This window comes from Thermostichus sp. MS-CIW-34, from assembly GCF_054060435.1.
Genome location: NZ_JBSSDE010000046.1, coordinates 1 through 24355, shown reverse-complemented (window position 1 = coordinate 24355; position 24355 = coordinate 1). Strand labels below are relative to the sequence as shown.

At 59.1% G+C, this 24355-nt stretch carries 16 protein-coding genes and 2 pseudogenes; 7 read left to right on the top strand and 11 right to left on the bottom strand.

Annotation, left to right across the window (positions count from 1 at the left end; all coding sequences use genetic code 11):
• From ACVWYY_RS12880 to ACVWYY_RS12865, 4 genes and pseudogenes are all read right to left on the bottom strand, one after another.
• Nucleotides 1-378: SaoD/DsrE family protein (locus ACVWYY_RS12880; protein ID WP_457440754.1), on the bottom strand; the 378-nt coding region annotated here is incomplete at its 3' end.
• 268 nt (nt 379-646) lie between these two features.
• Nucleotides 647-1969, bottom strand: coding sequence for a dihydroorotase (locus ACVWYY_RS12875; protein ID WP_457395919.1), 1323 nt, complete (start codon nt 1967-1969; stop codon nt 647-649).
• 101 nt (nt 1970-2070) lie between these two features.
• Nucleotides 2071-3299 (bottom strand): annotated as a pseudogene (locus tag ACVWYY_RS12870) (RNA-guided endonuclease InsQ/TnpB family protein).
• A 39-nt stretch (nt 3300-3338) separates the two neighbouring features.
• Complete coding sequence (locus ACVWYY_RS12865) at nt 3339-3836, bottom strand: MarR family winged helix-turn-helix transcriptional regulator (RefSeq protein ID WP_457440752.1); 498 nt, start codon at nt 3834-3836, stop codon at nt 3339-3341.
• Nucleotides 3837-4465: 629 nt separating this feature from the next.
• Here ACVWYY_RS12865 and ACVWYY_RS12860 point away from each other — a divergent pair.
• The 3 genes from ACVWYY_RS12860 (at nt 4466) to ACVWYY_RS12850 (ending at nt 7337) form a co-directional block, all read left to right on the top strand.
• Nucleotides 4466-5758 carry a D-alanyl-D-alanine carboxypeptidase gene (locus tag ACVWYY_RS12860; protein ID WP_457440750.1) on the top strand — a complete coding sequence of 431 codons (1293 nt, stop codon included), beginning with the start codon at nt 4466-4468 and terminating at the stop codon, nt 5756-5758.
• Nucleotides 5759-5955: 197 nt separating this feature from the next.
• Nucleotides 5956-6252: an IS630 transposase-related protein gene (locus tag ACVWYY_RS12855; protein WP_457440748.1), complete on the top strand. Its 297-nt coding sequence runs from the start codon at nt 5956-5958 to the stop codon at nt 6250-6252.
• Nucleotides 6253-6413: 161 nt separating this feature from the next.
• Entirely contained in the window at nt 6414-7337 is a 924-nt protein-coding gene (locus tag ACVWYY_RS12850; protein ID WP_457440746.1) for a fructosamine kinase family protein, read from the top strand.
• Between the two features lie 332 nt (nt 7338-7669).
• Here ACVWYY_RS12850 and glyS read toward each other — a convergent pair whose 3' ends face one another.
• Both glyS and ACVWYY_RS12840 read right to left on the bottom strand, forming a co-directional pair.
• Nucleotides 7670-9886, bottom strand: coding sequence for a glycine--tRNA ligase subunit beta (gene glyS / locus ACVWYY_RS12845; protein WP_457440745.1), 2217 nt, complete (start codon nt 9884-9886; stop codon nt 7670-7672).
• Between the two features lie 482 nt (nt 9887-10368).
• Entirely contained in the window at nt 10369-12447 is a 2079-nt protein-coding gene (locus ACVWYY_RS12840) for a cation:proton antiporter domain-containing protein (protein WP_457440743.1), read from the bottom strand.
• Nucleotides 12448-12708: 261 nt separating this feature from the next.
• Here ACVWYY_RS12840 and ACVWYY_RS12835 point away from each other — a divergent pair.
• A pseudogene (locus ACVWYY_RS12835) lies at nt 12709-14349 on the top strand (serine/threonine protein kinase).
• 97 nt (nt 14350-14446) lie between these two features.
• Here the strand turns inward: ACVWYY_RS12835 and ACVWYY_RS12830 are convergent.
• From ACVWYY_RS12830 to ACVWYY_RS12820, 3 genes are all read right to left on the bottom strand, one after another.
• Nucleotides 14447-15046 (bottom strand): superoxide dismutase, encoded by a 600-nt coding sequence (locus ACVWYY_RS12830; RefSeq protein WP_457403103.1) that lies wholly within the window; start codon nt 15044-15046, stop codon nt 14447-14449.
• 264 nt (nt 15047-15310) lie between these two features.
• Nucleotides 15311-15691, bottom strand: coding sequence for a hypothetical protein (locus tag ACVWYY_RS12825; protein WP_414402426.1), 381 nt, complete (start codon nt 15689-15691; stop codon nt 15311-15313).
• A complete protein-coding gene (locus ACVWYY_RS12820) occupies nt 15688-17676 on the bottom strand; it encodes a transglycosylase domain-containing protein (RefSeq protein ID WP_457403102.1) in 1989 nt (662 codons plus the stop codon). Before ACVWYY_RS12820 ends, ACVWYY_RS12825 begins: the two co-directional genes overlap by 4 nt.
• Before the next feature lie 202 nt (nt 17677-17878).
• Here ACVWYY_RS12820 and tyrS point away from each other — a divergent pair, with 202 nt between their 5' ends.
• The gene (gene tyrS, locus ACVWYY_RS12815; protein WP_457403101.1) at nt 17879-19120 is read left to right on the top strand and encodes a tyrosine--tRNA ligase; all 1242 of its coding nucleotides are present in this window, start codon (nt 17879-17881) and stop codon (nt 19118-19120) included.
• 39 nt (nt 19121-19159) lie between these two features.
• Here tyrS and ACVWYY_RS12810 read toward each other — a convergent pair whose 3' ends face one another.
• Nucleotides 19160-19870, bottom strand: coding sequence for a hypothetical protein (locus ACVWYY_RS12810; protein WP_011434070.1), 711 nt, complete (start codon nt 19868-19870; stop codon nt 19160-19162).
• 447 nt (nt 19871-20317) lie between these two features.
• Here ACVWYY_RS12810 and ACVWYY_RS12805 point away from each other — a divergent pair, with 447 nt between their 5' ends.
• Nucleotides 20318-21196: a vWA domain-containing protein gene (locus ACVWYY_RS12805; protein ID WP_457403099.1), complete on the top strand. Its 879-nt coding sequence runs from the start codon at nt 20318-20320 to the stop codon at nt 21194-21196.
• A gap of 891 nt (nt 21197-22087) precedes the next feature.
• On the top strand, nt 22088-23194 hold the full coding sequence (locus ACVWYY_RS12800) for a peptidylprolyl isomerase (protein WP_457440741.1): 1107 nt from the start codon (nt 22088-22090) through the stop codon (nt 23192-23194).
• Here the strand turns inward: ACVWYY_RS12800 and ACVWYY_RS12795 are convergent.
• The gene (locus ACVWYY_RS12795; protein ID WP_457440756.1) at nt 23191-24222 is read right to left on the bottom strand and encodes a succinate dehydrogenase/fumarate reductase iron-sulfur subunit; all 1032 of its coding nucleotides are present in this window, start codon (nt 24220-24222) and stop codon (nt 23191-23193) included. The genes ACVWYY_RS12800 and ACVWYY_RS12795 overlap by 4 nt on opposite strands.
• Between the last annotated feature and the right edge of the window lie 133 nt (nt 24223-24355).

Genomic DNA, 24355 nt, shown 5'->3' with positions numbered 1-24355 from the left:
TGGGTTGTCTTTCAAGGCCTCGTAGAGGTCGGGGAAGCAGCCCACCTGCACGCCTTTGACCACGTTTTTGGGAACACAATGGCCCGGCTCCTTGCACCCACGTCCCTGGGCGTCGCACCACTTGGGTTCCCCTTCCGCCAGGTTGCGCTCCAGGGCGCACATGTCGCACATCATCAGAAAAATGTTTTGCGCTTCGGCAATCTTGGCTAGGCGCTCGCCGATGGGATCCCCCTGCCGCAAAACAAAGCAGTTGTCGTCGAAAAAGAACATGCCCACCACCTGCGCTCCATGCACCCCTGCTTCTAGCTGGGGCAGGATCATCTGGCCCAACTTATAGGTGCCGCAGCGAGGGTGAGTGAACACGTAGGCAACTTTCATGAGGCCCCCTTGCCGTTTTCAATTTTGATTATCAGTAATTATCATTTTCAGAGTAACACGAGTTTCTGGGCCAGAGTTGCCGGACCCAGCAGGCCGAGGTGTGTGGTGATCGGCAAACCAGCCTGAGACCGTTCCTGAGGCTTTTGCGCCATCCCGCCCTCAGGCCTGGCTTCTCTCCCACAAAGGGAGAGGGAAGCTAGGATAGGCTACTGCGCCACTTCTGTCCTGCTGCTATCGGAAGCCCTTGCGGGATAGCAGGGATCCCTGGCTAGCGCTGAAACTGAAGAGCCTTTCCCCGCACTGAGGGATCCACCTGGCCGTTTTGAAAGGCAATCTGTCCGCCCACGATCGTGACTAGGGGCCAGCCCACCAATTCCCAGCCCTCGAAGGGACTCCAGCCGCATTTGGTCAGCAGCTCTTCCCGCCGCACCGGTTTGGGTGTGTGGCGATCCACCAGCACCAGGTCGGCGTCGTAGCCCACCTGCAGCCGCCCTTTGTTGGGGATCCCGTAGAGGCGGGCCGGCGCCTCACACATCCACCGCACCACCTGCGCCAGCGTACAACGCCCCTGCTGGGCTGCCGTCAACATCAGGGGCAAGGCCGTCTCTACTCCCGGCATACCCGAGGGGGAGTGGGGATAGGGCTGAGCCTTTTCTTCCAAAGTATGAGGGGCATGGTCGGTGGCAATGCAATCCAGGATCCCGTCCTGCAGCCCCTGCCACAGTTGGGCCAGGTTAGCGGGATCCCGCAGGGGGGGGTTCATCTGGGCCAGGGATCCCAGCCGGGCGTAATCGGCGGTGCTGAGCAGCAGGTGCTGAGGGGTCACTTCTGCCGTCACCCAGGCCGGCTTGTGCTGGCGCAGCAGTTCCACCTCTAGGCCGGTGGAGAGGTGCAAAATGTGCAGCCGATGGCGGTAGCGGGTGGCCAAGTCCAAAGCCCGCCGTGAGGCGATCAGGGCCGATTCCTCGTCCTGAATTTGCGAGTGAACGGCTACATCTGTGCGTCCGGCAAACAGGGCCTTACGGGCTTTGATGCGAGACAGATCTTCGGCATGGACGGCAATTAAAAAGTTGGGATCCGTTTCCCCGAAAATCCGCTCCAGCGCCGCCTGATCATCCACCAACAGGGGCCCATGCATGGATCCCATGAAGATTTTGATGCCACAGGCTCCCTGCACCGTTTGCAACTCTTCTAAGTTATCGGCAGTGGCCCCGATGAAAAAGCCGTAATTGACCACACACTTGCTGCCTGCACGGGCCAACTTGTCATCCAGCGTCGCTTGGTCAATCGTCAGCGGGTCGGTGTTGGGCATCTCCAAAAAGCTGGTCACCCCGCCCCGGGCACAGGCCCAGGATCCCGTCTGCAGGTCTTCTTTGTGCTCTCGGCCCGGCTCGCGGAAGTGAACTTGCGGATCGATCACCCCCGGCATCAAGGTATGGCCCTCGGCGTCGATGACCTTGGCCACCCCTTCTGGCGAGAGGTTTTGGCCGATTTGGGCAATGCGCCCCTCCCGCACCAGCACATCCCCCCGCCAGGGATCCCCTTCCGGCACCAGCAGCTCAGCATTTCGGATCAGCAAATCTCCAGACAAAGCTCCGCCCTCCCCCAAAGGCGCTCTCAAGATAAAGACTATTGACTTGGCTCCGCCAGCACAGCCGCATCTGGATCCAGTAAACTACCCGGCTCCGACCGCTAAGCGGTACGGAGCGGGCTTTCAGTAGCCCTGAGCCTGTTCTGCTCTACCAGAGAACAAAACAGGCCCGAACCTCTAGGCTGGTTTACGGCAGCCCCCAAGAGCGCAATCACATTCGCACCATTCAAATCCGCATCCCCTTCCCATCCACAGTGCCCACACTTGAACGACTTGCCACTGCGGTAGGACTTGCCCTGCTCAGGGTGGATGTGTAAGCACCGGTGACAGGTCTGCGACGTGTAGGCAGGCGGCACAAGAATCAGAGAAACCCCTGCAGCCCTCGCCTTGTATTCCAGAAATTGACGTAGTTGGTAGAACGCCCAACTGTTGGCCCTGCGCCGTTCGGCTTTGCTGCGTGGCTGTTGATTGACCCTTTCCCGAATCCCTGTCAAGTCTTCCAGAGCAAGAGCGCTGTTGGTAGCTTTTGCCCTAGAGACAATAGCTTTGGAGATGCGATGATTGACCCACGCCTGAAAGCGCCTCTCCTTGCCAGACAGCCGTTGCAACAGTTCTCTGCATCTGCGCCGCGAACTGCGGGTGCCCTTACTGGCTTTGCGTTGGAGTGCCGCCCTCAGCTTGGAGTAGTGGTCTCGGATTCGGTTCAACCGCTGTCCATTCCAGTTATCCCCTTCTGACGTATGGGCAATATCCGTCCTCCCCAAGTCCACCCCCAGCACTCTGCCCGTGCGTTGCGGTGGGGATGGCTCCGCTTCCACACAGATCTCACACAGATCTGAATAGAGTAGGAACCGTCTTTGCGCTTGACCAGAGTGGCAGATTTGGGATTGGAGCCTGCCAGCTGTTCTCTCTGGTAGCGGCCAATCGCCAGCTCAAAGCGCTCCCGACCCTCCACCGTGGTCAGCGACACCGTCCAGTCTTTCTCGCGGAACGAAAAGATACGGGCATCGTAGGTCGCAAAGCCTCTCTTGAACGCTTTGACCGGACGGTTTTTCTGTTGGGCAACTTTACGGGCACCGGCCAGCCGTCTGCAGACCTGCTGGTCGCGTAAGCGGGACGTAGTCCTTGCCAAGTTACTGGACAAGCCAAACCGAGCGCGAATCTGGTAATAGCAAAGGGACTGGAGTTTGACTGCGTTGACTACTTTTTCTGGTGTGTTTTGGTTGACCCAGTTCAACGCCTGCACAAAGGCATCCATTGTCGCATCCAACTTTGCGGCTTGCGACTGGGACACCTTGAGCTTGCAGGATACGGTCAGGACTTGGGTCATGGTTCTATCATAACTTCCGCATTCCTCCCGACACTGACCCTACGGGTACAGTGCGGGGCTCCTGCGATTTCTAGCTGACAGATGGGCGATCAGCGGATCCACCAACCGCGAGAGGGTTGCCTGTTCTTCTGGGCTGAGACAGCCGTAGGTTTGCTCCCGCAACTGCCAAATCAGAGGGGGTAAAACGTCTTTCAGCTCCTCCCCTGCAGGTGTGAGGTAGACCCGCCAAATCCGCCGATCCTCAGGATCTCGCTGCCGCCGGATCAGCTCCCGTTTTTCCATGCCATCCAACACCCCGGTCATGGTGCCCCCCAACTGCTGCAAGCGCTCACAAATAGTGGAAGTAGGGATCCCGTCTTCTTCCCAAAGGCAGCAGAGCACCACCCAATGGGAGATGGTCAGGCCAAAAGGCTCCAAATGAGACTGCAACTTCCGCCGCACCAATTGAGACAACAGCCGAATGCGGTAGCCCAGGGAGTTGGGGGCGAGAATGTCATGCCACCGTTCCAGGAAAGCCTGCTTTTCCGATTGAACCATCTCCCCGGTTTGACTGTTTCCCATCGGCGGCCTGGAATGCTCGGAATCTAAGTCGCCCTATTTTATCTTTTACTGAGGAGAAGGAGAGAAGGAGCTTACGGTTTGCCGAGAAGGTTGTGTGATCTGCAGTACGGCCTAGCCCTTGCACAGCCAACAGACGATCTGCGGCCATTACAGTTGCAAAAGATATCCATAAAGATATCCATCAGGCCATACAACATTTTTTGGCTACCCATCAGCTAGAAATTGCAGGAGCCCCGCACTGTACCCGTAGGGTCGGTGTCGGGAGGAATGCTATGATAATACTGCGGACACCAGAAACGGTTGTTTAAGGCACTGGTAACGGTCGATTGGGGGTGCTGTAAACCACCCCAGAGGCTCGTGGTTGGCTTGCTAACTGCAGGGCTACTAAAAGCCCGCTCCGTACCGCCTAGCGGTTGGTGTCGGGTAGTTTACGTCACAGCCGACTGGGATCCCTGACAAGCAAAAGATGGGCTTGCCTTGGCCGGAGTCGATAACGCTGGAAAAGGCTGGCACAGAGATTTGCCAAGGCAGTTCGGATGGCACTAGAGTAGCGTCAAGTCTTTTGCCAGCCCGTTGTCCTTTGCAAGTGTCTTTGTGAGGTCATCATGCCGCTTATCCCACAGGGGTTGCGCCCCCATCGTCGTCTCCTCTGGGCAGGGATCCCGTTAGCTGGTGCTTTGGCCTTGGGGGCCTGCTGGAGCAACCCCACAGGTGCTGAAGTCGAGTCTCCCACATTGACTCAGAATCCCTTCCCCCCCATCCCCACTCCACCGCCGCCGCTGCCTTCCCCAAGTGGGACTCCGGGCCTTCCCCCTTGGTGGCCCCGCGCCCAATCGCCGCAGTGGGAAGATTCTCCTTACGCTTCGGTCTTGTCCGGCTTTTTGCAAGGATTGGCGGCCCAAGGGGGAGCGCTCTCTCAACAGGGGATCCTGCTCTGGACGCCGGAAGGGGAGCTGTTGGCGGAGCATGGGCTGGATCGACCTTTGCCGGTGGGAGCCTTGGATCAGTTGGCCATCAGCTTGATGGCCCTGGAGACTTGGGGTTACGAGCATCGCTTTGAGACCCGCTTCTACACCACAGGCCATCGGTTGGGCCATCGCTTGACGGGAGATTTGATCCTGGTGGGTGGCGGGGATCCCTATTTCACGGAAGCGAATGTGGCAGAGCTGGCCCGCCATTTGCATAGCCTCAACATTCGCCAGATCGACGGGGATGTGAAGGTGTTGCCCCCCTTCCGTTTGCTGGGCCAACCCGATCCTTTGGGCGGCGCTCAGCGTTTGGCAGAACTCCTCAGCAATACTCAACAACCCCATCCGGTTGTCATTCGCGGCTCGGTGTCAGTCCTAACAGCCCTCCCCGCGGACGCCCACTGCCTGGCCAGCTACACCTCGCTACGGCTGGGATCCCTGTTGCAGATCCTCAATGGCAGCAACGACCGAGCCATGGCAGAAGCCCTGTTGGCGGAACTGGGGGGCGAAACAGCCCTGCTGGAGTACCTGCGGCAGCGGTTGGCGGCTCAGCCCATTTCCCGCCTGGATTCCCAAATGGCCCCCGCCGAGCAAGACATTCGCCTGGGGCAAAGAGGGCGAGCGCTGTACCTTTCCCCCCGCGCCCTAGCTCATCTCTGGGAACACCTGGTAGATTTCACAGATGGGGATCCGACTCGGATCTTGCCCAGAGCGGGCAGTGGCCACAGCACCCTGCGGGCGCGCACCTTGCCCCCAGGCACGGCTGCTCAGGTGGGATCCGCTGCGGATCGGCTGATGACGATGGGGCAGCTGCCGAATGGCATCCACTTTGTCCTGCTCAACCAAGGTCCTGACCTGGGCATTTTGCACCAGCAACAGGATCAGTTTCTGCAGGATGTGGTGGCCATTTCTGAGCCTCTCCGCCGCTAATGCTGACCTCAATTCGAACTTAATTTGAGATACAGCTCTCCCCCCACTTTCCCCATAGGAGGCGGAAGCTCAAGACCCCAGAGCCCCACAGGTTAGGAACAGGGTCAATTCATTTAAGAATGAGACGGCCCTGCAGCTAAGAAGGCATGGAGGTAGACCTCAGGAGGAAGCTTAGACCTGAGAGAGAGTCATAGGGTATGTCCAGGAAGGGAGCAGTTGCACGGATGAACAAGGTTAGTCGTGCAACAGTTTATCGCTGGCTGAACCGAGAAGACTTGAGGCCGACAAAAGTCAAGACCCGCAAGCGTAAGATAGACTCGGCTGCCCTGCAGCAAGACGGAGACCAGTACCCAGAAGCTCGACTGAAGGATAGAGCCCGGTCTGGCGTCCAACCCATCCTGCCAGCGGGACGGAGTCCTCGCGCTATTGACTGTGCTCTTGAGAATGAGAAGGTGAAAGTAGCACAAAAAAAGAGTTATGGTCATTTCAATTAAACCAGGAGACTGCGCCCACACCTAAAACTTTGAATGCACGGGGCCATAGGGCTTTTCTCAATGGCCCAGGCAATGGCTCAGGCGTCTCACCCTAACCTGAAATGACTACCCGAAATGACCATAAGTACCTGTTTTTCTCCGACAATTGACTTTTGCTGCTGATGCAAACTCTTTGGCAGACCATCGCCCAGCACCTTTCAGAAGCAACAGGGGATCCCATCCAGCCCCTACAGTATCGTTCTGTGGGCGGAGGCAGCATCAACGCCACCTATCGGTTTTCCTGCGCTTCCCAAAGCCCTCTTGCAGAAGGGGTAAAAGACTACTTCGTCAAATTGGCCCGTGGGGGAGAAAGGGCGCTGGAGATGTTTGCAGCGGAAGCTGCGGGCTTGCAAACCCTAGCGGCTGCCCAGGCCATTCGCGTGCCCCAGCCCATCATCTGGGGATCCGTAGGAGAGCAGGCTTACTTGGTGCTGGAATACCTGGAGCTAACCTCGCCCCGTCCGCACACTGCGGGTTTGTTGGGATCCCAGTTGGCCCAGTTGCACCGCACCCTATCCCCCAACGGCAGCTACGGTTGGGAGCGCGACAACACCATCGGCTCTACGCCTCAGATCAACAGTTGGCGGCAGAATTGGCCGGATTTTTATCGGGAACAGCGGCTGCTCTACCAGGTGAAATTGGCTTGCCAACAGGGGTATCGCGGCACGTGGGTGGCCCAAGCCGAACGGGTAATGGCGGAGCTGGAAGCCTTTTTTCAGGACTACAGGCCAGAACCCGCTCTGTTGCATGGAGATCTGTGGGGCGGCAACTACGGGGCCTTGGCCGATGGATCCCCAGTGATTTTCGATCCGGCCACCTACTACGGGGATCGAGAGACGGATCTGGCGATGACAGAATTGTTTGGGGGCTTTCCAGCCGAGTTCTATCGGGCTTATCAGCAGGCCTACCCCTTGGACGAGGGGTATCCCCACCGCAAGCCCCTCTACCAGCTCTACCACTGGCTCAACCATCTCAACCTGTTTGGAGAGGGCTACCTAGGCTCGGTGCAGCGGGCTTTGCAGCAGTGTTTGCAATTTCTTGGATAAATCGTATGGTTGTTCAGGTTAAGATGAGACGCCTGGGCTACTGATCGCGCCAGCAGGACGGAGTCCTTGAAAAACCTTCTAACCCCCTGCATTATTGCTCCGCAACGCTATTGCTATGCCTACGGCACCCTGACGGGAACCGCAACGCTGACGCGAAGACGCGACCAACGGTTTAGGTGTGGGCACAGTGTTCTGAGTTTGAGTGGAAATGACGATATGTCCATTCCCAAGCCGTTCGCGCCAGTGGGACAGAGTCCTTGGGGGGTAGCTCCCTCTGGGAGAGAAGCTGGGGGTGAGGGGGATCTGTCTCGAAGTAAACTGATCTGAAACGGCTAGGGGGTCTTCTCCGGCGAGGATTCCCCTGCCATGACCACAGCCCCCATGTCCCCCAACAGGCGCGACTGGTTGCGCAATACTCCCAGCAAATTGAGCCGGCTGGCCCGTCGCACAGGATCCGGATCCATCACCAAAACGGCTTCAAAAAACTGAGCTACCTGAGGGGCTGCTGCTTGCAGAGCTTCCACCAAGGGGACAAAGTCTCCCTGAAGGGCTGGCTCCACCCCCAGGCGATAGACCTTCTGGCAAGCCTCGTACAACTCCCTTTCTGCCGCCTCCTGCAACTGACCGGGATCCACGGCGGCTGCCGGATCCACCACGGCGTAGTCCAAGTCCCCTTGGGCTGCCAGGCGGGCGCAGCGATTGAGGGTGGGATAGAGATCCGCCAATTCCCCGGTGGCCCGCAGGTGTTGCAGGTACTCCGCCCGCAGCAAAGTCAAGGGCAGGTTGCCCAGGGCCCGCATGGTGAGCTCGGCCTTCTGGGGATCCTCCGCTTTGACCGACTCGGGATCCCCCACCACAGCCCTGACCAAGTCGTAATCAATCCGTTTTTCCTCCTGCAAAAGGGTCTGTATCCGTTGGGCCAAAAACTCCTGCAAGGCTCGCAAGGTGTGGACATCTCCCAAGGCCTGCGGCCCGCCAGCGCGAACGGCATAGTCCTGCACCACACTCTGCAACAGGGAGTTAAAGTCAAAAGTCCAGCCGGCATCCCAGGCAACCAGCACCAGGCTGTTGGCGGCCCGCCGCAGGGCAAAGCGATCCGAGGAGCCGGTGGGGATCCGCCCCAAGTGAAACATGCCCACCAAGGTATCCAGGCGATCTGCCCAGCCCACCACCCGCCCGGTCAAGGAATTGGGCAAAGCGTCCCCCGCTCCCAAAGGCCAGTAGTGTTGCTCAATCCCCTCGGCCACCGCCTCCGGTTCCCCATCCTGCCGAGCGTAGTCGGCCCCCATGATCCCCTGCAGCTCCGGGAACTCGTACACCATTTGGGTAACCAGATCCGCCTTGCACAGGTAAGCCGTGCGATCCACCAGCGCCTGCTCCTGGGGATCCAAGTTCAGGGCAGCGGCAATGAGGCGGCTGATGTGGCGGATGCGCTCCACCTTGTCCCGCATGGAGCCCAGCCCTTCGGCAAAAGTAACCGCCTGCAGGCGTTCCACCCGCTGCGCCAAGGGGATCCGCCGATCCTCCTCGTAGAAAAAGCGGGCATCCGCCAGGCGCGCCCGCACCACACGGCTGTTGCCTGCCCCGATCCGCTCCGATTGCCGGGGGTCGCCGTTGGAGATGGTGATGAAATAGGGCAGCAATTTTCTGGGATCCCGGCCATCCCGTACTGGGAAGTAGCGCTGGTGAGTGATCATCACCGTCTCGATCACCGCAGGGGGCAAGCGCAAAAACTCTGGCTCAAAGCGCCCCAAAACCGCCGTCGGCCACTCCACCAAGTGCACCACCTCCCGCAGCAAAGGAGCAGGGATCTGGGCTTCCCCATTCACTTGCCTGGCCAGCTTGGTCACCTCAGCCTGAATGTATGCCTCTCGCGCTGTTGGATCGGGGCTGACCCCCGCCTCTTGCATTTGCTGAACGTAGCTCTCGGCCCGCTCCAGGACAACCTGCTGGGATCCCAAAACGCGGTGCCCCCGGCTCACCCGCCCCGCCACCAAGCCCGGCATGGAATTGTCCTCGTGGGTCGGCAGCAGCAAAGGCAGCACCTGATCATCCCAAAGGGAGACCAGCCAGCGGATGGGGCGCGGAAACTTCAGATCCCCGCAGGCCCAGCGCATCAGCCGTTCACCACTCAAGTTGGTAATCCAGGCGGGTGCCAGTTCCTGGAGCACAGCTGCTGTTGGTCGGCCCCGCACCCGCTGCACCGCAAACACAAAGGATCCCTTGCCCACTTGCCGGATTTCCAGGCTGCCGGGATCCACCCCTTGTTTTTGGGCAAATTTTTCCCCGGCAGGGGTGAGCTGGCCATCTTGGTAGGCGACCTGAACCGGCGGCCCCTTCACCTCCAAAGTGCGATCCGGCTGCTGGGTGGGCAACCCCTGCAACAGAACCGCCAGGCGGCGCGGCGTACCGAAAAGCTGCATCTGCTCCGCTTGCAAATGGGCCTCCGCCAAAGAGGCCGGGATCCCGGTTCGCCACTGCTCCAGAGCCGAATCCACAAAACTGGCTGGGAGCTCTTCACAGCCGACTTCCAGCAAATAGGCAACCATACTGATACATTTACGCTGAACACTGCTGAACATCACTGTTCAACTATGCAGCGATAGCATTCTGTTTGTTTCCATTCGCGTTAGCGGGACGGAGTCCAAACAGAATGGCGGTATCCCGCAAAGCTTTGAGTAGAATACCCAAAGCGCAGTTTCCGTGTCGTCTTACTACCAATTTTCTGCTTTGCTTTGGCTACCATGTTGGCAGACTCGAAAGTAAACAGAAAGATCAACTGGTAGTAATCCGTACTGAACATATTATACATCATTTTCAGTATAGTTGAGCTTATTATTGACTAGAGTCATGCTCCTGTGCTCCGTAGGGTACCATCCCCACTTCCTCAATCAACATAGTCTATGGCTCTGGGCCTCCCTTCTGGCTCACGACTGCTCCGAACCTGGGGTATCCCAGTTTACCAAGGGAGCCGGGGCGTCGTTGAGACAAGAGCTCCAGTCCGCCAGACAACACCCCAATGCCATCCCTGTCAAGTGGGCTCTGCGGCCGCCAGAACCCCATCTCCTTGGCGCAAGGGATGAGCTGAATCCCGTGGCAAATGCGCCACGATGATGGGAAGGCTGGGTCGGTTGCGGGCGATGGTCTCCGGCTCTCGGCCCAGGCGCGACCGGTTGCCGGTTTCACTGGGAATCAACACCAACACATCTCCCGGCTGCAGCGCTTTAAAGACTTCCGCCACCACCCCCCCCTGCACCCGCTGAACCGGCAAGTGGGCATAGCTTTCTGCCGGCAAGGCTGGGGAGCGTTCCCGCCCAGGTCGGGTTTGCACCAGCAGGATCTGCAAACCCGCTTTCAATTCGCCGGCCAGCGTTTGCGCCAGCCCAAGGGTCTGCTGCAGGGATCCGGGAGAGACCTCCAGCTCCGGTGCAACCAAGAGGATGCGGCGCGCCGTCTCGATGGGTACCGGAAACCGCGTAATCAAGACTGGGATCCCCACCTGCCGCACCACCGCGTCAATGATGCTGCCGAAAAAGTTCTCCGCATAGGTGGAGTAGCCCTTCCAGCCCAGGATCACCAAGGTCGCCTGCCGTTCCGCCGCCGAGCGAATGATCCCTTTTTCCACCGAGTCATCCACCCGCCGGATCGGCTCCACTCGGGCCACGGCGCTGTGGGCCAGAGCTTCTGCGAAAGTCAGCAACTGCTCCTGCCGGGCCAGGGCTGCCGGCGAGATCCCGGCGCGGTCAGACAAAACATGCAGCGGCAGCAGCGTTCCCCCATCTTTTTTGGCCAAAATCAAAGCCAACTGTAACAGGTTCCTCTCAGTATCCGGGTTGGCCACCGGCACCAAGACGCGAGCTCCCCAATCTGGCTTGGGCAATTCAGTGGACTCTGCCGCCACTTCGGTGGGCTGCATTTGCTCTCCCCAGCGGGCCACAATCCAAGGCGAGGCAACACAGGTCACCAGGATCATGGCAATGGTGCCGTTCACCGTCAGCTCATCCACCAACTCCACCTGAAAAGCCACCGTGATCGCCGCCAGGGTAGCCGCCGCCTGAGCCATCGACAGGCCGAACATAACCATAGCGCTGGCAAAGCGCCAGCCAAACAATTGGGCCGGGATCCAAGCGGCCAGAAACTTGCTCACCACCTCCGCTGCAATCATCACTCCGCCCACCAGCAGCGTGCGCGGCTCCCCCAAGAGAATACCGGGATTGATCAGCATCCCCACCGAGATCAAGAAAAAAGGCACAAACAGGGTGTTGCCGATAAACTGGATCCGGTTCATCAGGGGGCTGAGCTGGGGGATGATGGGGGTAATGGCCGTCCCGGCCAGAAAGGCTCCCACCACCGGCTCAATGCCGATCAACCCCGCTCCATAGGCCACCACAAACAAGGTGGCAATCACAAAAGTAAACTCCGCTCCTTCGTCGTGACCAAAGCGTTGAAAGAACCAACTGCCCAGCTTAGGCACCCCCCAGAGGGTGGCAAAGGTGTAGAGGGCAATGGAAGGGATCAACGTCAGCCAAAAGCGCAGCGACAGCTCCCCTTGGTGGGCGCGCACCACCACCGCCAGCACCAACAAAGCCAGGACATTCGTGATAAGGGTGGCCCCCAAAGTTGCCCTCACCGTCTGCAGGCGCATCAACCCCAGCTTCGAGATGATGGGCAGACCGATCAGGGTGTGAGAGGCAAAACAAGAGGCCACCAGCACCGCCGCCAGAAAGCCATACCCAATGGCCAACATCGCTACTGTGCCAATGAGCATGGGCAACAGAAAGGTGAGCGCCCCGAAGATGGTGGCCTTCCCGGCATTGAGCTTCAAATCTTCCAGACTGGTCTCCAGCCCCGCCATGAACATGAGAAACAACAGCCCCACCGTGCCCAGCAGGATGATGGTCTCGTCCCGCCGCAAGATGCCCAAGCCGTAGGGCCCCACCACCAGCCCAGCCAAGATTAACCCGATGATCCCCGGCAGGCGCAGCCGCTCAAACAGCAAGGGAGCCACCAGCATGATGGTCAGGATGATCAAAAACACCAGCACCGGATTCTCAACAGGGCCAATCATGGCTAGAGGGATCCCCGAAATTTGCAGCCAGTGAGCCAGCATAAATACCCGACAGACAGCTAATGAACAGACCCGGCAAAGCGCCCGCATGAGTCTATCAGATCCCTCCAGATCCAAGTAGCTCTCGATGCCCCACAGACTTTGTCCGGCCTTCAATCGCTGGCAGGGCGTTTAACAAGTACTTAAAAGCACATCAAATACATTGGGAATGAAGACTGCTGGGCAGGGATGGCCGGAGAAAGGCGGGAGAAACCCCCGAGAAACACGCATTAAAATCAGAGGGTACATGCTCTTGGGCTGCCCATGAACCAGCTTGCTCCTGGAAAAGTGATCGGCCAGCGCTATCAACTGGTTCACAGCATTGCAGCAGGTGGCATGGGGCGGGTGTTCAAGGCTGTCGATACGCGCCTGTTCAACCGTCCGGTGGCGGTCAAGCTGTTGCACCAAAACTTAGCAGGCGATGACAACACCCGACGCCAGTTGCACAAACGTTTTCAGCAGGAAATTCGCATCAGCACGCTGCTGGGGGAGCACCCTGCCATTGTCAAGGTATTGGACTATGGCCTAGAGAACGACCAACCTTACCTGGTGATGGAATACCTGACGGGGCGCAGTTTGGGGGAGCTAATGCTCAAGCAGCCGGTGCTGCCGCCTCAACAGGTGGTGAGGATGGCCCGCCAAGTATGCGCCGGTCTCTATTACGCCCACAACCTGGAGACTTAGCAGGATGGCCATCTCATCAAGGGGGTGATCCATCGCGACATCAAACCCAGCAACCTCTTCGTCCTAAAAGATGAAACCCTGGGGGAAACCGTCAAAATCTTGGATTTCGGCATTGCCAAGCTCCTCAGCGACGTTTCCCTTGCCCTTGGCACCCAGACCACCGGCTTTTTGGGTACGGTGCGCTACGCCTCTCCCGAACAGCTGCGCGGGGAAGCCTTGGATGCCCGCTCGGATATCTACTCGTTTGGCGTGGTGCTCTACCGCATGTTGACCGGGCAACAACCTCTGCGACCCAAGAGCGATTCTTTCCCCGGCTGGTACGAGGCCCACAATTACCAACAGCCTCAGCCCTTCGATCGCTCGAATTTGCCCTATGAGATTCCGCTGGAGCTGGAACAGGTGGTGCTCTCCTGTCTGGCCAAAGATCCCGACCAGCGGCCCCAAGATATGAAGGTTCTCAGCGCCCAATTGGAGGGATCCCTGCACTCCCAGAGCGCTGCCAGCTCTTCCCTCGCGCCCCCCCCAGCCGCACCCATCTTCTCCGAGCGCACCCTGGCGGCGGTGGATGCAGGGCAGTCGGGCACACACCTGCTCAGTACCCAGGCAGAGCCCGAGGCCAAGCTGTTTCCCCTCTGGGCTGGGATAGCCCTTTTTGTTGTCATTGCGGGGAGCACCTTCTGGGGCCTGCGTCTGCTGTTGGATCCGGGCCCAGGCAGGGAAAAACTGCCTGCTGTCTCTGAACGACCTGATACCCATCGCGTCGGCGGCTCCGAGCGGGATCCCTCAGCCACTCCTGAACCTCTGCTGGACTGGCTGCCGCGGGATCCGGAGGGTGAACTGGTGTTTGAGGATGATCCCGCCCCAGATCTGGGAATCGGTGAGTCTGCAAGCGAGCCCACACCCAGGCCAGCGGCAACTCCAGAGGCAGTGTCCTCTACCCCTCAGCCCCCCGCTCCAACTCGGCAGGTGTCCCCTCCCACTCCAGTGCCTGCTGCGCCGCCGCCCCGACCGGTTGCCGTGCCCACGCCCGCTGCTCCACCTTCTCCAGCCCCTGTCCCGGCCAAGCCTCTCCCCCCGCCGCCCATCAACCAACCTTTGTTTCCCCAAGTGAACCGGGTTGCTCCAACTCCTGCTCCCCCTGCAGCACCCCCAACCCAACCTCCCACCCCTGGCTTTCTGGAGCGGTTGCGCGAGGAGCGAGAACGCTTGGGGAAAGACTAGGCGCAAAAAAGGGATCCACAAGGATCCCTTCGCAAACAGAGACATAGGGCTAGTCCTCGATGGGATCCCCCGTCAAGGGATCCCAGAACAGGTGGAGTCAGGCGGCAGCCAGCCGGGCATTGGCGGCATCCCAGTTCACCAAGTGCTCCAGGTAGGCATTGATGAAGTCAGGCCGCCGGTTTTGGTAATCCAGGTAGTAGGCGTGCTCCCACACATCCAAAGTGAGCAGGGGCGTTTGGCCGTAAACCAGGGGGTTTTCGGCATTGGGGGTTTTGGTGACCTTCAGCGTGCCGTTGTCCAGCACCAGCCAGGCCCAACCGCTGCCAAATTGGGTGGCAGCCGCCGTCTTGAAAGCCTCGACAAACTTGTCGTAGCTGCCGAAATCGGCGTTGATCTTGTCGGCGATAGGCCCGGTAGGCGCACCTCCCCCGCCCGGCTTCATGGATTCCCAGAAAAAGGTGTGATTCCAAACTTGGGCGGCATTGTTGAAGATACCCGCTTTGTCAGGATCCCCAAAGGTGGCCTTGATGATTTCTTCCAGAGACTTGTTGGCCAGATCGGTGCCCTCGATGAGCTTGTTCAGGTTGGCTACGTAGGCCGCGTGGTGCTTGCCGTGGTGGTAGGAGAAGGTTTCTGCCGACATGTAGGGCTTCAGCGCGTCGGCAGGATAGGGCAGAGCCGGGAGTTCAAAAGCCATAATCGTCTGTCCTCTGTGTCTTGTGCAAGGAATGCAAGAAAGAACGCGGCGAAGGGTCAGGAGAACCAGAAAAAGGCGTTACCTTTCTTTGCAGTTTTAGTGTAACTCAGAATCAGTACGCGCTGGGATCCCTTGGACACCTCGATTCCGGTTGGAACCCTGCTCGACCCCAGAGAGGTGGAATCGCGGCTGTCTCAGCGCAATTGCCGATAACCACTTGTTGGCCAGCGGTTGGAAAAGCGAGATCGTCCCGGCTGGAAAGCGCTAACGGGATCCCTCCCGCAACAGCTCGATCAGCAGGGGAGCGACATCCCTGAGCAGGGGGATCAAAACAGCCGTGATGGCGGCGATGGTCACTACATTGCGGGTGAAGTTGAGGGTATCGCGGCTGAGCTGGAAAAACCGCTCGTCCCAGCGTTTGACCTCGGCCTCCAGACGTTCTTCGGCGCCAGCAATGCGTTCCTCGGCTTTGGCAATGCGTTCCTCGGCTCTGGCAATGCGTTCCTCGGCTCTGGCAATGCGCTCCTCGGTGCCGGCAATGGTTTGCATCAGCTCTTGGTTTTGCCGGGCCAGTTGGGCGATGGCCTGAGCGTTGGCCTCGACAGTGCGCTCGATGCGCGCCAGCCGCTCCTCGCTGTAGCTCATGGTCGGGGAGGGGGAAATTGATGCGGGCTGGGGAAGTCCTGAGGTGGGATCCCTTGCAGAGCCTCAGTCATAAAGCGCTTCCAGGTGGGGGCAACAAAGGCCCCGCCGGCGGTGCCGGGCAGCATGGGGGAGTTGTTGTCGTTGCCAATCCAAATGGCGGTAGACAGTTGCGGCACATAGCCGATGAACCAAGCGTCGCGGAAATCGGAGGTGGTGCCGGTTTTACCGGCTACAGGTCGCCCATCGTCCAGACGAGCTGCCCTCCCGGTGCCTTGGGTCACCACCCCTTTGAGGATTTGGTTGAGCGTAGCCACCGCCCAGGGATCCAAAACCCGCTCCGGCTGGGGCCTGGCCTCGAAGAGGATTTGGCCGTTGCGATCCACCACCTGGGCCAAGAGGGTCGGCTCCACCCGATATCCGCCATTGGCAAAGACCGCATAGCTGGCCGCCATCTCCAGGGGGCTGACGCTGGCCGAGCCCAGAGCTGTAGCCAAGTTGGGAAACATCTCGGCACTGATGCCGGTGGCCTGAGCCGCTGCGATGACGTTGCGGATCCCAACATCATCGGCCAACTTAACCGTGGGCACGTTGCGGGAGAGCTCCAAAGCCCGAGCAAAGGTGAGGGAGCCATAGAAGGTGTTGTCGTAGTTTTTCGGGCTGTAGGGTGGCGAGCCGGGATAGGTGACGGGGGTATCTTCCAAGATGCTGCCGGGTGAATAGCGCCCGCTGGCCAGAGCCGCGTAGTACACATAGGGCTTAAAGGTGGATCCCGTTTGGCGAAACGCCTGGGTGGCGCGGTTAAATTGGCCCCGCTGAGCGTTGATCCCGCCCACAATGGCTTTCACATAGCCGGTACGGGGATCCACTGCCGCCAAAGCCATTTGATCGGCACGACGAGCTGCCCCAATGCGGGGGCCATCTTCATTGACAATGCGCTGGGCAAGGCGCTGCAGACGCAGATCGATGGTGGACTGAACCCGCAGACCTCCTTGCATTAGAGCTTGTTCCCCATAGCGGCGCCGCAGCTCCGCCTCAATGGCGTCGGTAACTGCTGGGGCGTTACTTTGAAAGGAGGTAATGCGGCCTAAGGTCAGCTTTTGCTCCCGCGCCGCCTGGGCTTCCTCGGGGGTAATCCACTTCAGCTCCACCAGACGATCCAGCACCAGGTGTTGCCGCCGTTTGGCTCCCTCCAGGTTGCGAAAGGGGCTGAGGGTTTCCGGAGCCGGCAGGATCCCAGCCAACATCGCCGCTTCAGCCAAGTTCAGTTCAGACGCATCCTTGTTGAAGTAGCTGCGGGCCGCCGCCTGGATGCCGTAGAGATTGTGCCCCCAGTACACCTGGTTGAGGTACATCTCCAGGATCTCGTCTTTGCTGAAGACCTGTTCTAGGCGCACCGCCAACACGATCTCGGCGACTTTACGGCTGAGGGTACGCTCCGGCCTCAAAAACAGGTTCTTGACCAACTGCATTGTCAGGGTGGATCCCCCCCCCGCCGAGCCTATACCCCCCTCCACACTGCCTAGGATCGCCCGGCCCAAGCTGACCGGATTAATGCCTGGATGGGTGTAAAAGTGGCTGTCTTCAATGGCCAGCAAGGCCTTTTTCATCTCCGGCGAGACCTGTTCAAGGGAGATCACTTCCCGGTTGGCCTCCCCGTGTAGGCTGGCAATGGGCTCGCCCCGAATATCGACAATGTGGGTGGTGGCAATGGGCACGTAATCCCGCAATTGATGCACGTCCGGCAAGTTGCGGAAGCTAATGGCCAGCCCCACCAATCCGGCAGCCGTTGCCGTGGATCCCAAGAGCAGGGATCCCAGCAACAGATTGCCCACCACACCGGCAACCTGGGCAATCCGGGAGGGGCGGGTGGGTGGGGTATAGTCGGCATGCTCGTCAAACCCCGATCGGGAAAAGGGGGAATTGGAGAAACGCTCCAACCCCGGCTTTCTCGCCCGGCGGGCCAATGGTCTGCGACCGTAGGTCACGTCAAAAACCCTGTCACGTCCGTGTTGCAAAGCAACAACAAGCCAGACCCATTATAGGGCGGCGTCTATTGGGGCAGCAGGATGGCCAACCCTGCCCATCGACAACTCCAACCGGGCTAGGGGGAGAAGATCTTGAGTTGAGAATCGAGCATCTTTTGCGTGGGCTTAAAATGGCTCATGGGTTCAGCCGGAGGATCAGGCTTTGAGTATATCGTCAGCCTCAGTTTCGCCAGCGTACCGGGATCCGTTGATAGCCCAAATTGTTGAGCGGGGGGTGGCCGAGATCTTTCCGGGAGGGCCTGCTGCCCTGGCGGAGCGCCTGGCCACAACAAATCGTCCCTTGCGGGTGAAGCTGGGCATCGATCCCACCCGACCGGATCTACACCTGGGCCATTCAGTGGTGCTGCGCAAGTTGCGCCAGTTCCAGGATGCGGGCCATGTGGCTATTTTGCTCATCGGGGACTTCACGGCGCTGGTCGGGGATCCCACCGGCCAATCGGAGGCCCGTCCCCGCCTCACCCCAGCAGAAGTGGAGGAAAACGCCCGCACCTACTTGGAGCAAGCCGGCAAGATTTTGGATTTTGAGACCCCCGGTCGGCTGGAGGTGCGCCGCAACAGCGAGTGGCTGGCCCACCTGACTCTCAGCGAGCTGATCGAACTCCAGGCCCAGATGACGGTGGGGCAGATGCTGGCCAAAGAAGACTTTGCCCAGCGCTACCGCGCTGGAACGCCAATTTATCTGCACGAATTTCTCTATCCCCTCCTGCAGGGCTACGACTCGGTGGCTCTGGCAGCCGACGTAGAACTGGGGGGAACCGACCAGCGCTTTAACCTGCTCACCGGTCGGGATCTGCAAATTTGGAAGGGCCAAGCGCCGCAGTTTTGCCTGACGGTGCCGCTTTTGGAGGGGCTGGACGGGTACCAGAAAATGTCCAAGTCCAAAAACAACTACGTGGGGCTGACCGAGGATCCCCTCACCATGTACTCCAAGCTGGAGAAGGTGCCGGATCACCTGGTGGAGCGCTACTTTGAGTTGCTCACCTCAGTGCCCCTTGCCGAGCTGCCGCAGGATCCCCGCCAGCGGCAGATCCTCCTAGCCAAGACCCTAGTGGCCCAGTTTCACTCCCCTGCAGCGGCAGAAGAGGCCCAGCGCACCGCCCAAGCCCTGGTGCTAGACGGTATTCTTGCCGAAACGGGATCCATCCCCACCTTTGCCATCGATGGGTTGTCTTACCCTGTTAAACTCAGCTACATCCTGCGTGAGTGTGGCCTGTGCAAGAGTGCCGCCGAGGCCCGTCGGCAGATTCAAGGGGGCGCCGTGCGGCTGGATGGGCAAAAGGTGGAGGATCCCGACCTGGAGTTTGCCCATGCCTCGGAGCTGGCGGGGCGGATTTTGCAGGTGGGCAAAAAGGCCTTTCGTCGGCTAGTGAAAGGCGCAGATTAGTCTTCCCCTCTCCCTGTGGGAAAGGGGTGAGGGGATCCATCAACGGGCAGGCTTGAAGCCGAGTCCGGTTTTTTTCTGCCTGGTCTTGGCTGGGGGATCGGACAGAGGAGAAGCTGACGAAGTTGGCGGGAAAACGGGCTCCGGTTTGGGCCGGATCGAGCCCGCCTCGGCTACTGCCTCAGAGAGCTTTTGCCGCACCAGCTCCTGAGTCTCCAAAATGTTGGGATCCGCCGCCCATTCCGGGGCCTCTCGAACGGGATCATCCTCGGAGGTGAACTCCAGGTCGTAGGTCTCGGCGCGGTAATCGGGGCTGAAGCATTCCCAAGCTCGCAAACTGTAAAAATAGGGGAACAAACGCACAATGCGCTCAATATCCAGGTGCTCGGCAAAGCGACGAAAAGCCTCTTCTTCAGACACCGGAAAAGGGGCGTAATGTTCTGAAACAAACCACCGCAAGAACTTCCGCGCCTCTGGGATGATCTGCTGGGCAGGCAGGGATCCCAGTGCTCCTGCATTAAAACAGTTCACCAGCAGATGCTCCAGCATCACCGCGTTGTACTCGGCAAAGCAAGTTTGCTCGCGGCTTTCCACCGGCTGCCAGGGCATGTTGCCGTTGGCGGCAATGAGCAGGTGAACCAGGTCATGGGAGGGGTTGGTTTGGATGTAGCCGTGCCCCTCCAACTTGGCGCCATCGCAGCTAAAGAGCTGGTGTTGGGGGCTCCAATAGAACTTGAGTTGCTTTGCCGCCATGTTCAGTTCTCCTCCTCACCCAGGGGATCCTTTTAGAGCTTACACCTGCACTGATGAGCTGCTATGAACTATAGGCCACGGAGGAGAGCGCCGGCTTATTTGACAATTGGTCAGCGAGAACGCTTGCCACAAGTGGCAAAACAAAGGGGTCTTTATCTCGAAGCAATTCTCGGAGCAGACAGGCTTTAGCCGCCCTACTAGGCTCAAAGCTGAGACCCGCTGTGCTCGCATTGTGAAAAAAGATGAACTCGAGATCCTCTAACTGCAGTAAAAATCTTTACGCCTACACCAAGCGCTACAGTAGCTTTCAGAATTACTGGGTGGTATTGCAACTCCGTACTTTCATGCCACCCCACTGTGCTTGCACTGGCAGCTGCAATGACTGTAAAAATACAGCCCGGTCAAGTAAAAAGCCAAAAAGCTGGTTGGCTGCTTCTCCTGGTGCTCGTGGGAAGCTGCCTCGCTGGCTGTGGCTCTTCCGGCGGTACAGGCATTGAGCCGTCTGCTGTGGGATCCCAAGCTCGCCTGACATTCAATGGGGCTCTGACCCGCTCCTTTTCTGGCACACAAGGGGAAATGGAGTTCAACATCGCCCTCTTGCAAGGCGGGGATCCGCCCCAACCAATAACCCAGCTCTCTGCCAGTCAGGTCAGCCTGCAGGTAAACCGGGTAACCGATTTGCTAGGGATCCCGCAGCCGGTAACCTTGACCCTGACACCCACCCGGATCGAGAACCCCCCGCCGGATCTGGCTCAGCGGCCTTTGCTCATGGCAGTGCTGATGGATGGCTCAGGCAGCTTGCTGGTTTTGGATCCCCAATCTCGGCGCTTCCTGGCTGTTTTTCGGCTCTTGGATCAATTTCGCCCTGCACCCCTGGATCTGGGCGCCATTCTGCGCTTTGACAACCGGGGGGCAGGTTTTGGCCTTACAGCCCTGGGGCAGCCTCTGCGCACAGCTCAGCTATTGCAGGACTTCACCGGCGACAAAGAGCTGCTGAGACGAGGCGTTTTGCGCGCTGTTCCGGGGGGGAACACTGCCCTCTACGATGCCACGGTAGAAGCCGGGCGTTTCTTGAGCGACTTTCGGCCCACCGAGCGTTTCAACCGCCGCTTGGTGGTATTCACCGATGGGATTGACAACGAAAGCACCCGCTCCATCAACCAAGCTACTCAGGAGCTGACAACTTTGGCCAGAGAGCGAGGACAAAAACTCACCGTGTATGTGGTTGGGTTGGGGGTCGATTTGAATCTTCTGGAGTTACAGCGTCTGGCTGCAGCTACTGAGGGGACTTTTGTGCTGGCACGGTTTGCGGATCAACTTAGCTAAACCGCCGGGAAGCCCCGCACTCTCTGCAACAGCAGGAGGGTCGGGATGAAAGGCGTATATATCCTGTGCCATAATCAACATGGCTGTACAAAACGGCGTTGCCGGAATCTGGTACAGCTACGCGGTGGGACATCCCGTGTCTGCGCGTGGAGGGTTCTTGCAGTAGCTCCCCGATGAAGCGCGAAGCCCACGCTGTACCTGTAGGGTCAGTGATGGGAGTATGTCACTTTTAATCAGCTTCGCTTTGTGGAAGATCTCATTCGCGTTTGCTATGCCCCAGAAGGCGATCAATCGGATCAACCCTGCCGCCTCCGCATTCCGGTGCCCCTACCTCCTGCACCGACGGACTTTCCGACACCTCGACCCACTCCTGCCTCTACCCCGACACTAACACCGACGCCAACACCGACGCCAACCAACTAGGTAGGAGCATGCCTCTAACCCCCAAAACCCTGAACTTTGCTGAATTTACTGAGCTTTAGGCGGTTTGGCAAAAGTCATTGAGAGGGATATAGTAGACCAAGTTTCCCCCTGATCCTTGAGTCCACCGCAACGGTTGCCGGGAAGTGAAGGGGGAAAGCGCTCGGGGGGTATTCCTCAGGGCTTTGCGGGATACCGCCTTCCTGCTCAGAGATAGGCAGGATGCGATCGCTTCTTTCCTGAACCATGTTCAGGGGAGTTCAGCGTGAATGTATCAGAGCCGTGTAGCCATGCCCTTGGAGAAGTTGGTCCCGCTATTGCGGTTGCAAAAGCGTTGCGTAGCGATGACGGCTTTCCCCCAGGTGGAGCACGCCAGTCGTTGAAATCTCAATCGAGGTCTGACAGCGCTTGCCGCCTGTGACGGTGGGATGTCAGGCTGAGACAGGAGTGGTTTTGCAGTCGGTAGGAACCATGACGCAGCGTGCCCAAGGATTTTGGCAATGGGGATCCCTTTGCCGGATTGGCCTCTACGTAGCTGCTCTGCTCTGCGGGGTGGCGCTCTGGGGGATCCCGGCCTTGGCTCTGCCCCAAGGGGATGCCATCACGGATCCCCGTACCCTGTTGCGGCGGGCGTTGCCTATTCAGGAAACGAAGCTGCTGGAAATTGATGAGGCCATCTCCAAAATCGACACCGACCTGAAGTACAACCGCTGGTCAGCGGTGCGGGGAGATGTGCGCCAGGTGGAGCGGCTTCTGGATCGCCATGGAGATTCCCTGCTGGCCGGCTTGCCCCCGGATCGGGTGACCCCAGCCTCTGAACAGATGGCTGCGCTGCGGGAGCAGTTGCAGGTGATCGGCCAAGCCAGCGAGCGCAAATCCAAGGGTAAAGAAGAGGCCCGCGCTGCCTACGACCGTCTAGTGGACGAGTTGGGATCCCTCGAAAACAACTGGGTGGGGGCTTTTCCCTACACGGTGCCTGCTGAGTATGCCGACAAACCTCAGCTCTTGGGGCGGGCAGAGGTGGAGCTAAACACCACCGCTGGGCGCATGGTGATCACCCTAGATGGCTACAGCGCCCCCATCACTGCTGGCAACTTCGCTGACCTAGTGCAGCGGGGCTTCTACGATGGCCTGACCTTTGACCGGGTGGAGACCTTCTTCCTGGCGCAGGCCGGGGATCCCCCTGGCCCTGCCGATGGCTATGTGGATCCGGCCACGGGCAAGGTTCGCACCATCCCCATGGAGATTCGCGCCAAAGGTGAGGTGATGCCCCGCTACGGCCAGACTTTTGATCAGATGGGCCTGTGGGATGTGGAACCGGCTCTGCCCTTTTCCGCCGAAGGGACGGTGGCCATGGCCCGCTATCCCGACGATCCCAACAGCGCTTCTTCCCAGTTTTTCATCTTCATGGCCGAACCGGATCTCACCCCGGCGGGGTTAAACCTCATGGATGGCCGCTATGCCGTGTTCGGGTACGTTACAGAGGGAACGGAGGTGCTGCGCCACATCAAAGTGGGGGATCGGATTTTGAGTGCCAGATTGATTTCCGGCCAAGACAACCTCAAAACTGGAGCCTAGAGGGGATCCCTTCCTTCCTGCCTAACCGTGTCGATAAGCCGCCGTACCGTCGCCGCCCCTGCAGAGGGCTGGAAGCGAAAGGGAAATTTGCCCCTGGCCAACAGGCGCAGACCCAAAGGCACCAAGCTGAGCAGCCCTTTGGGATCCCGGCCCACCACCTGCAGGGCAAAGCGGCGCTCATCTATCCAACCACCGGAGCGCACCAGTTGCACCAGAGTCTTGCGGTGGCGGATGGCTATGGGCAAGGACTCCGTCCGAATAGCGCGAACAGCGTGCGATGGGGAACGGTCGGTGGGCAGAGCAGCGGTCTTGTCTACAGGGCGGGAGAGGATCCCCTGTTTGAGTTCGGTGATTTGATCCAGAGGTGCCACGCCCATCGGGCAGACGCTGTTGCAGTTCCAGCAGCGGGTACAGCCCCAGACACCAGCCAAGCTATCCAGAGCCTGCAGGCGTTGTTCCCGTTGGCTGTCGCGGCTGTCTTGGACGAGGCGGTTGGCTCTGGCCAGAGCATGGGGGCCGACAAACTCTGGGTTCACCTCTTTGGCATTGCAATCGGAATAGCAGGCCCCGCAGAGAATACAGCCACCGGCAGCGTTGAGATGTTCCCGTTCGGCAGGCAACTGCAAAAATTCTCGCTCCGGGATGCGACGCCCCGCCGTGCTGACAAAGGGATCCACCCAGCTGAGATCGTTCCAGAAGGGCTGCATATCCACCACCAGATCCCGCAGAACGGGCAGGTTGCCCAGAGGGCCGATGCGAATAGGCTGCGGCTGGGGGCTGCGGGGATCCAGCTCTTCGCCCACATGTCGGCCACAAGCCAAGGCTGCCCTACCGTTGATGCGCATGGCGCAACTGCCACAGATGGTGTTGCGGCAGTTTTTGCGGAAGGCCAAGCTGCCATCCTGCTCCCACTTGATCTGGTTGAGGCAATCGAGAATGGTGGCGCCAGGGGATGTCTCCAGCCAGAAGGACTGCCAGCGGGGCGGCTCCGGCGGCAACTGTCGGAAAATCTGAAATTCTACTCGCAAAGTGTTCTGCACCGCTGAAGGGAAAGGGGATCCCATCCTAGCTGATACATTTACGCTGAACACTGCTGAACATCACTGTTCAACTATGCAGCGATAGCATTCTGTTTGTTTCCAAACAGAATGGCGGTATCCC

Bases quoted from the DNA above. Each gene is read 5' to 3' on its own strand.
- ACVWYY_RS12825 (WP_414402426.1), bottom strand. From the start codon at position 15,691: ATGAGCTACAGCGAGGAGCGGCTGGCGCGCATCGAGCGCACTGTCGAG.
- ACVWYY_RS12810 (WP_011434070.1), bottom strand. From the start codon at position 19,870: ATGGCGGCAAAGCAACTCAAGTTCTATTGGAGCCCCCAACACCAGCTC.
- ACVWYY_RS12840 (WP_457440743.1), bottom strand. From the start codon at position 12,447: ATGCTGGCTCACTGGCTGCAAATTTCGGGGATCCCTCTAGCCATGATT.
- ACVWYY_RS12855 (WP_457440748.1), top strand. From the start codon at position 5,956: ATGTCCAGGAAGGGAGCAGTTGCACGGATGAACAAGGTTAGTCGTGCA.
- ACVWYY_RS12865 (WP_457440752.1), bottom strand. From the start codon at position 3,836: ATGGTTCAATCGGAAAAGCAGGCTTTCCTGGAACGGTGGCATGACATT.
- ACVWYY_RS12800 (WP_457440741.1), top strand. From the start codon at position 22,088: ATGACGCAGCGTGCCCAAGGATTTTGGCAATGGGGATCCCTTTGCCGG.
- glyS (WP_457440745.1), bottom strand. From the start codon at position 9,886: ATGGTTGCCTATTTGCTGGAAGTCGGCTGTGAAGAGCTCCCAGCCAGT.
- ACVWYY_RS12850 (WP_457440746.1), top strand. From the start codon at position 6,414: ATGCAAACTCTTTGGCAGACCATCGCCCAGCACCTTTCAGAAGCAACA.
- ACVWYY_RS12860 (WP_457440750.1), top strand. From the start codon at position 4,466: ATGCCGCTTATCCCACAGGGGTTGCGCCCCCATCGTCGTCTCCTCTGG.
- ACVWYY_RS12830 (WP_457403103.1), bottom strand. From the start codon at position 15,046: ATGGCTTTTGAACTCCCGGCTCTGCCCTATCCTGCCGACGCGCTGAAG.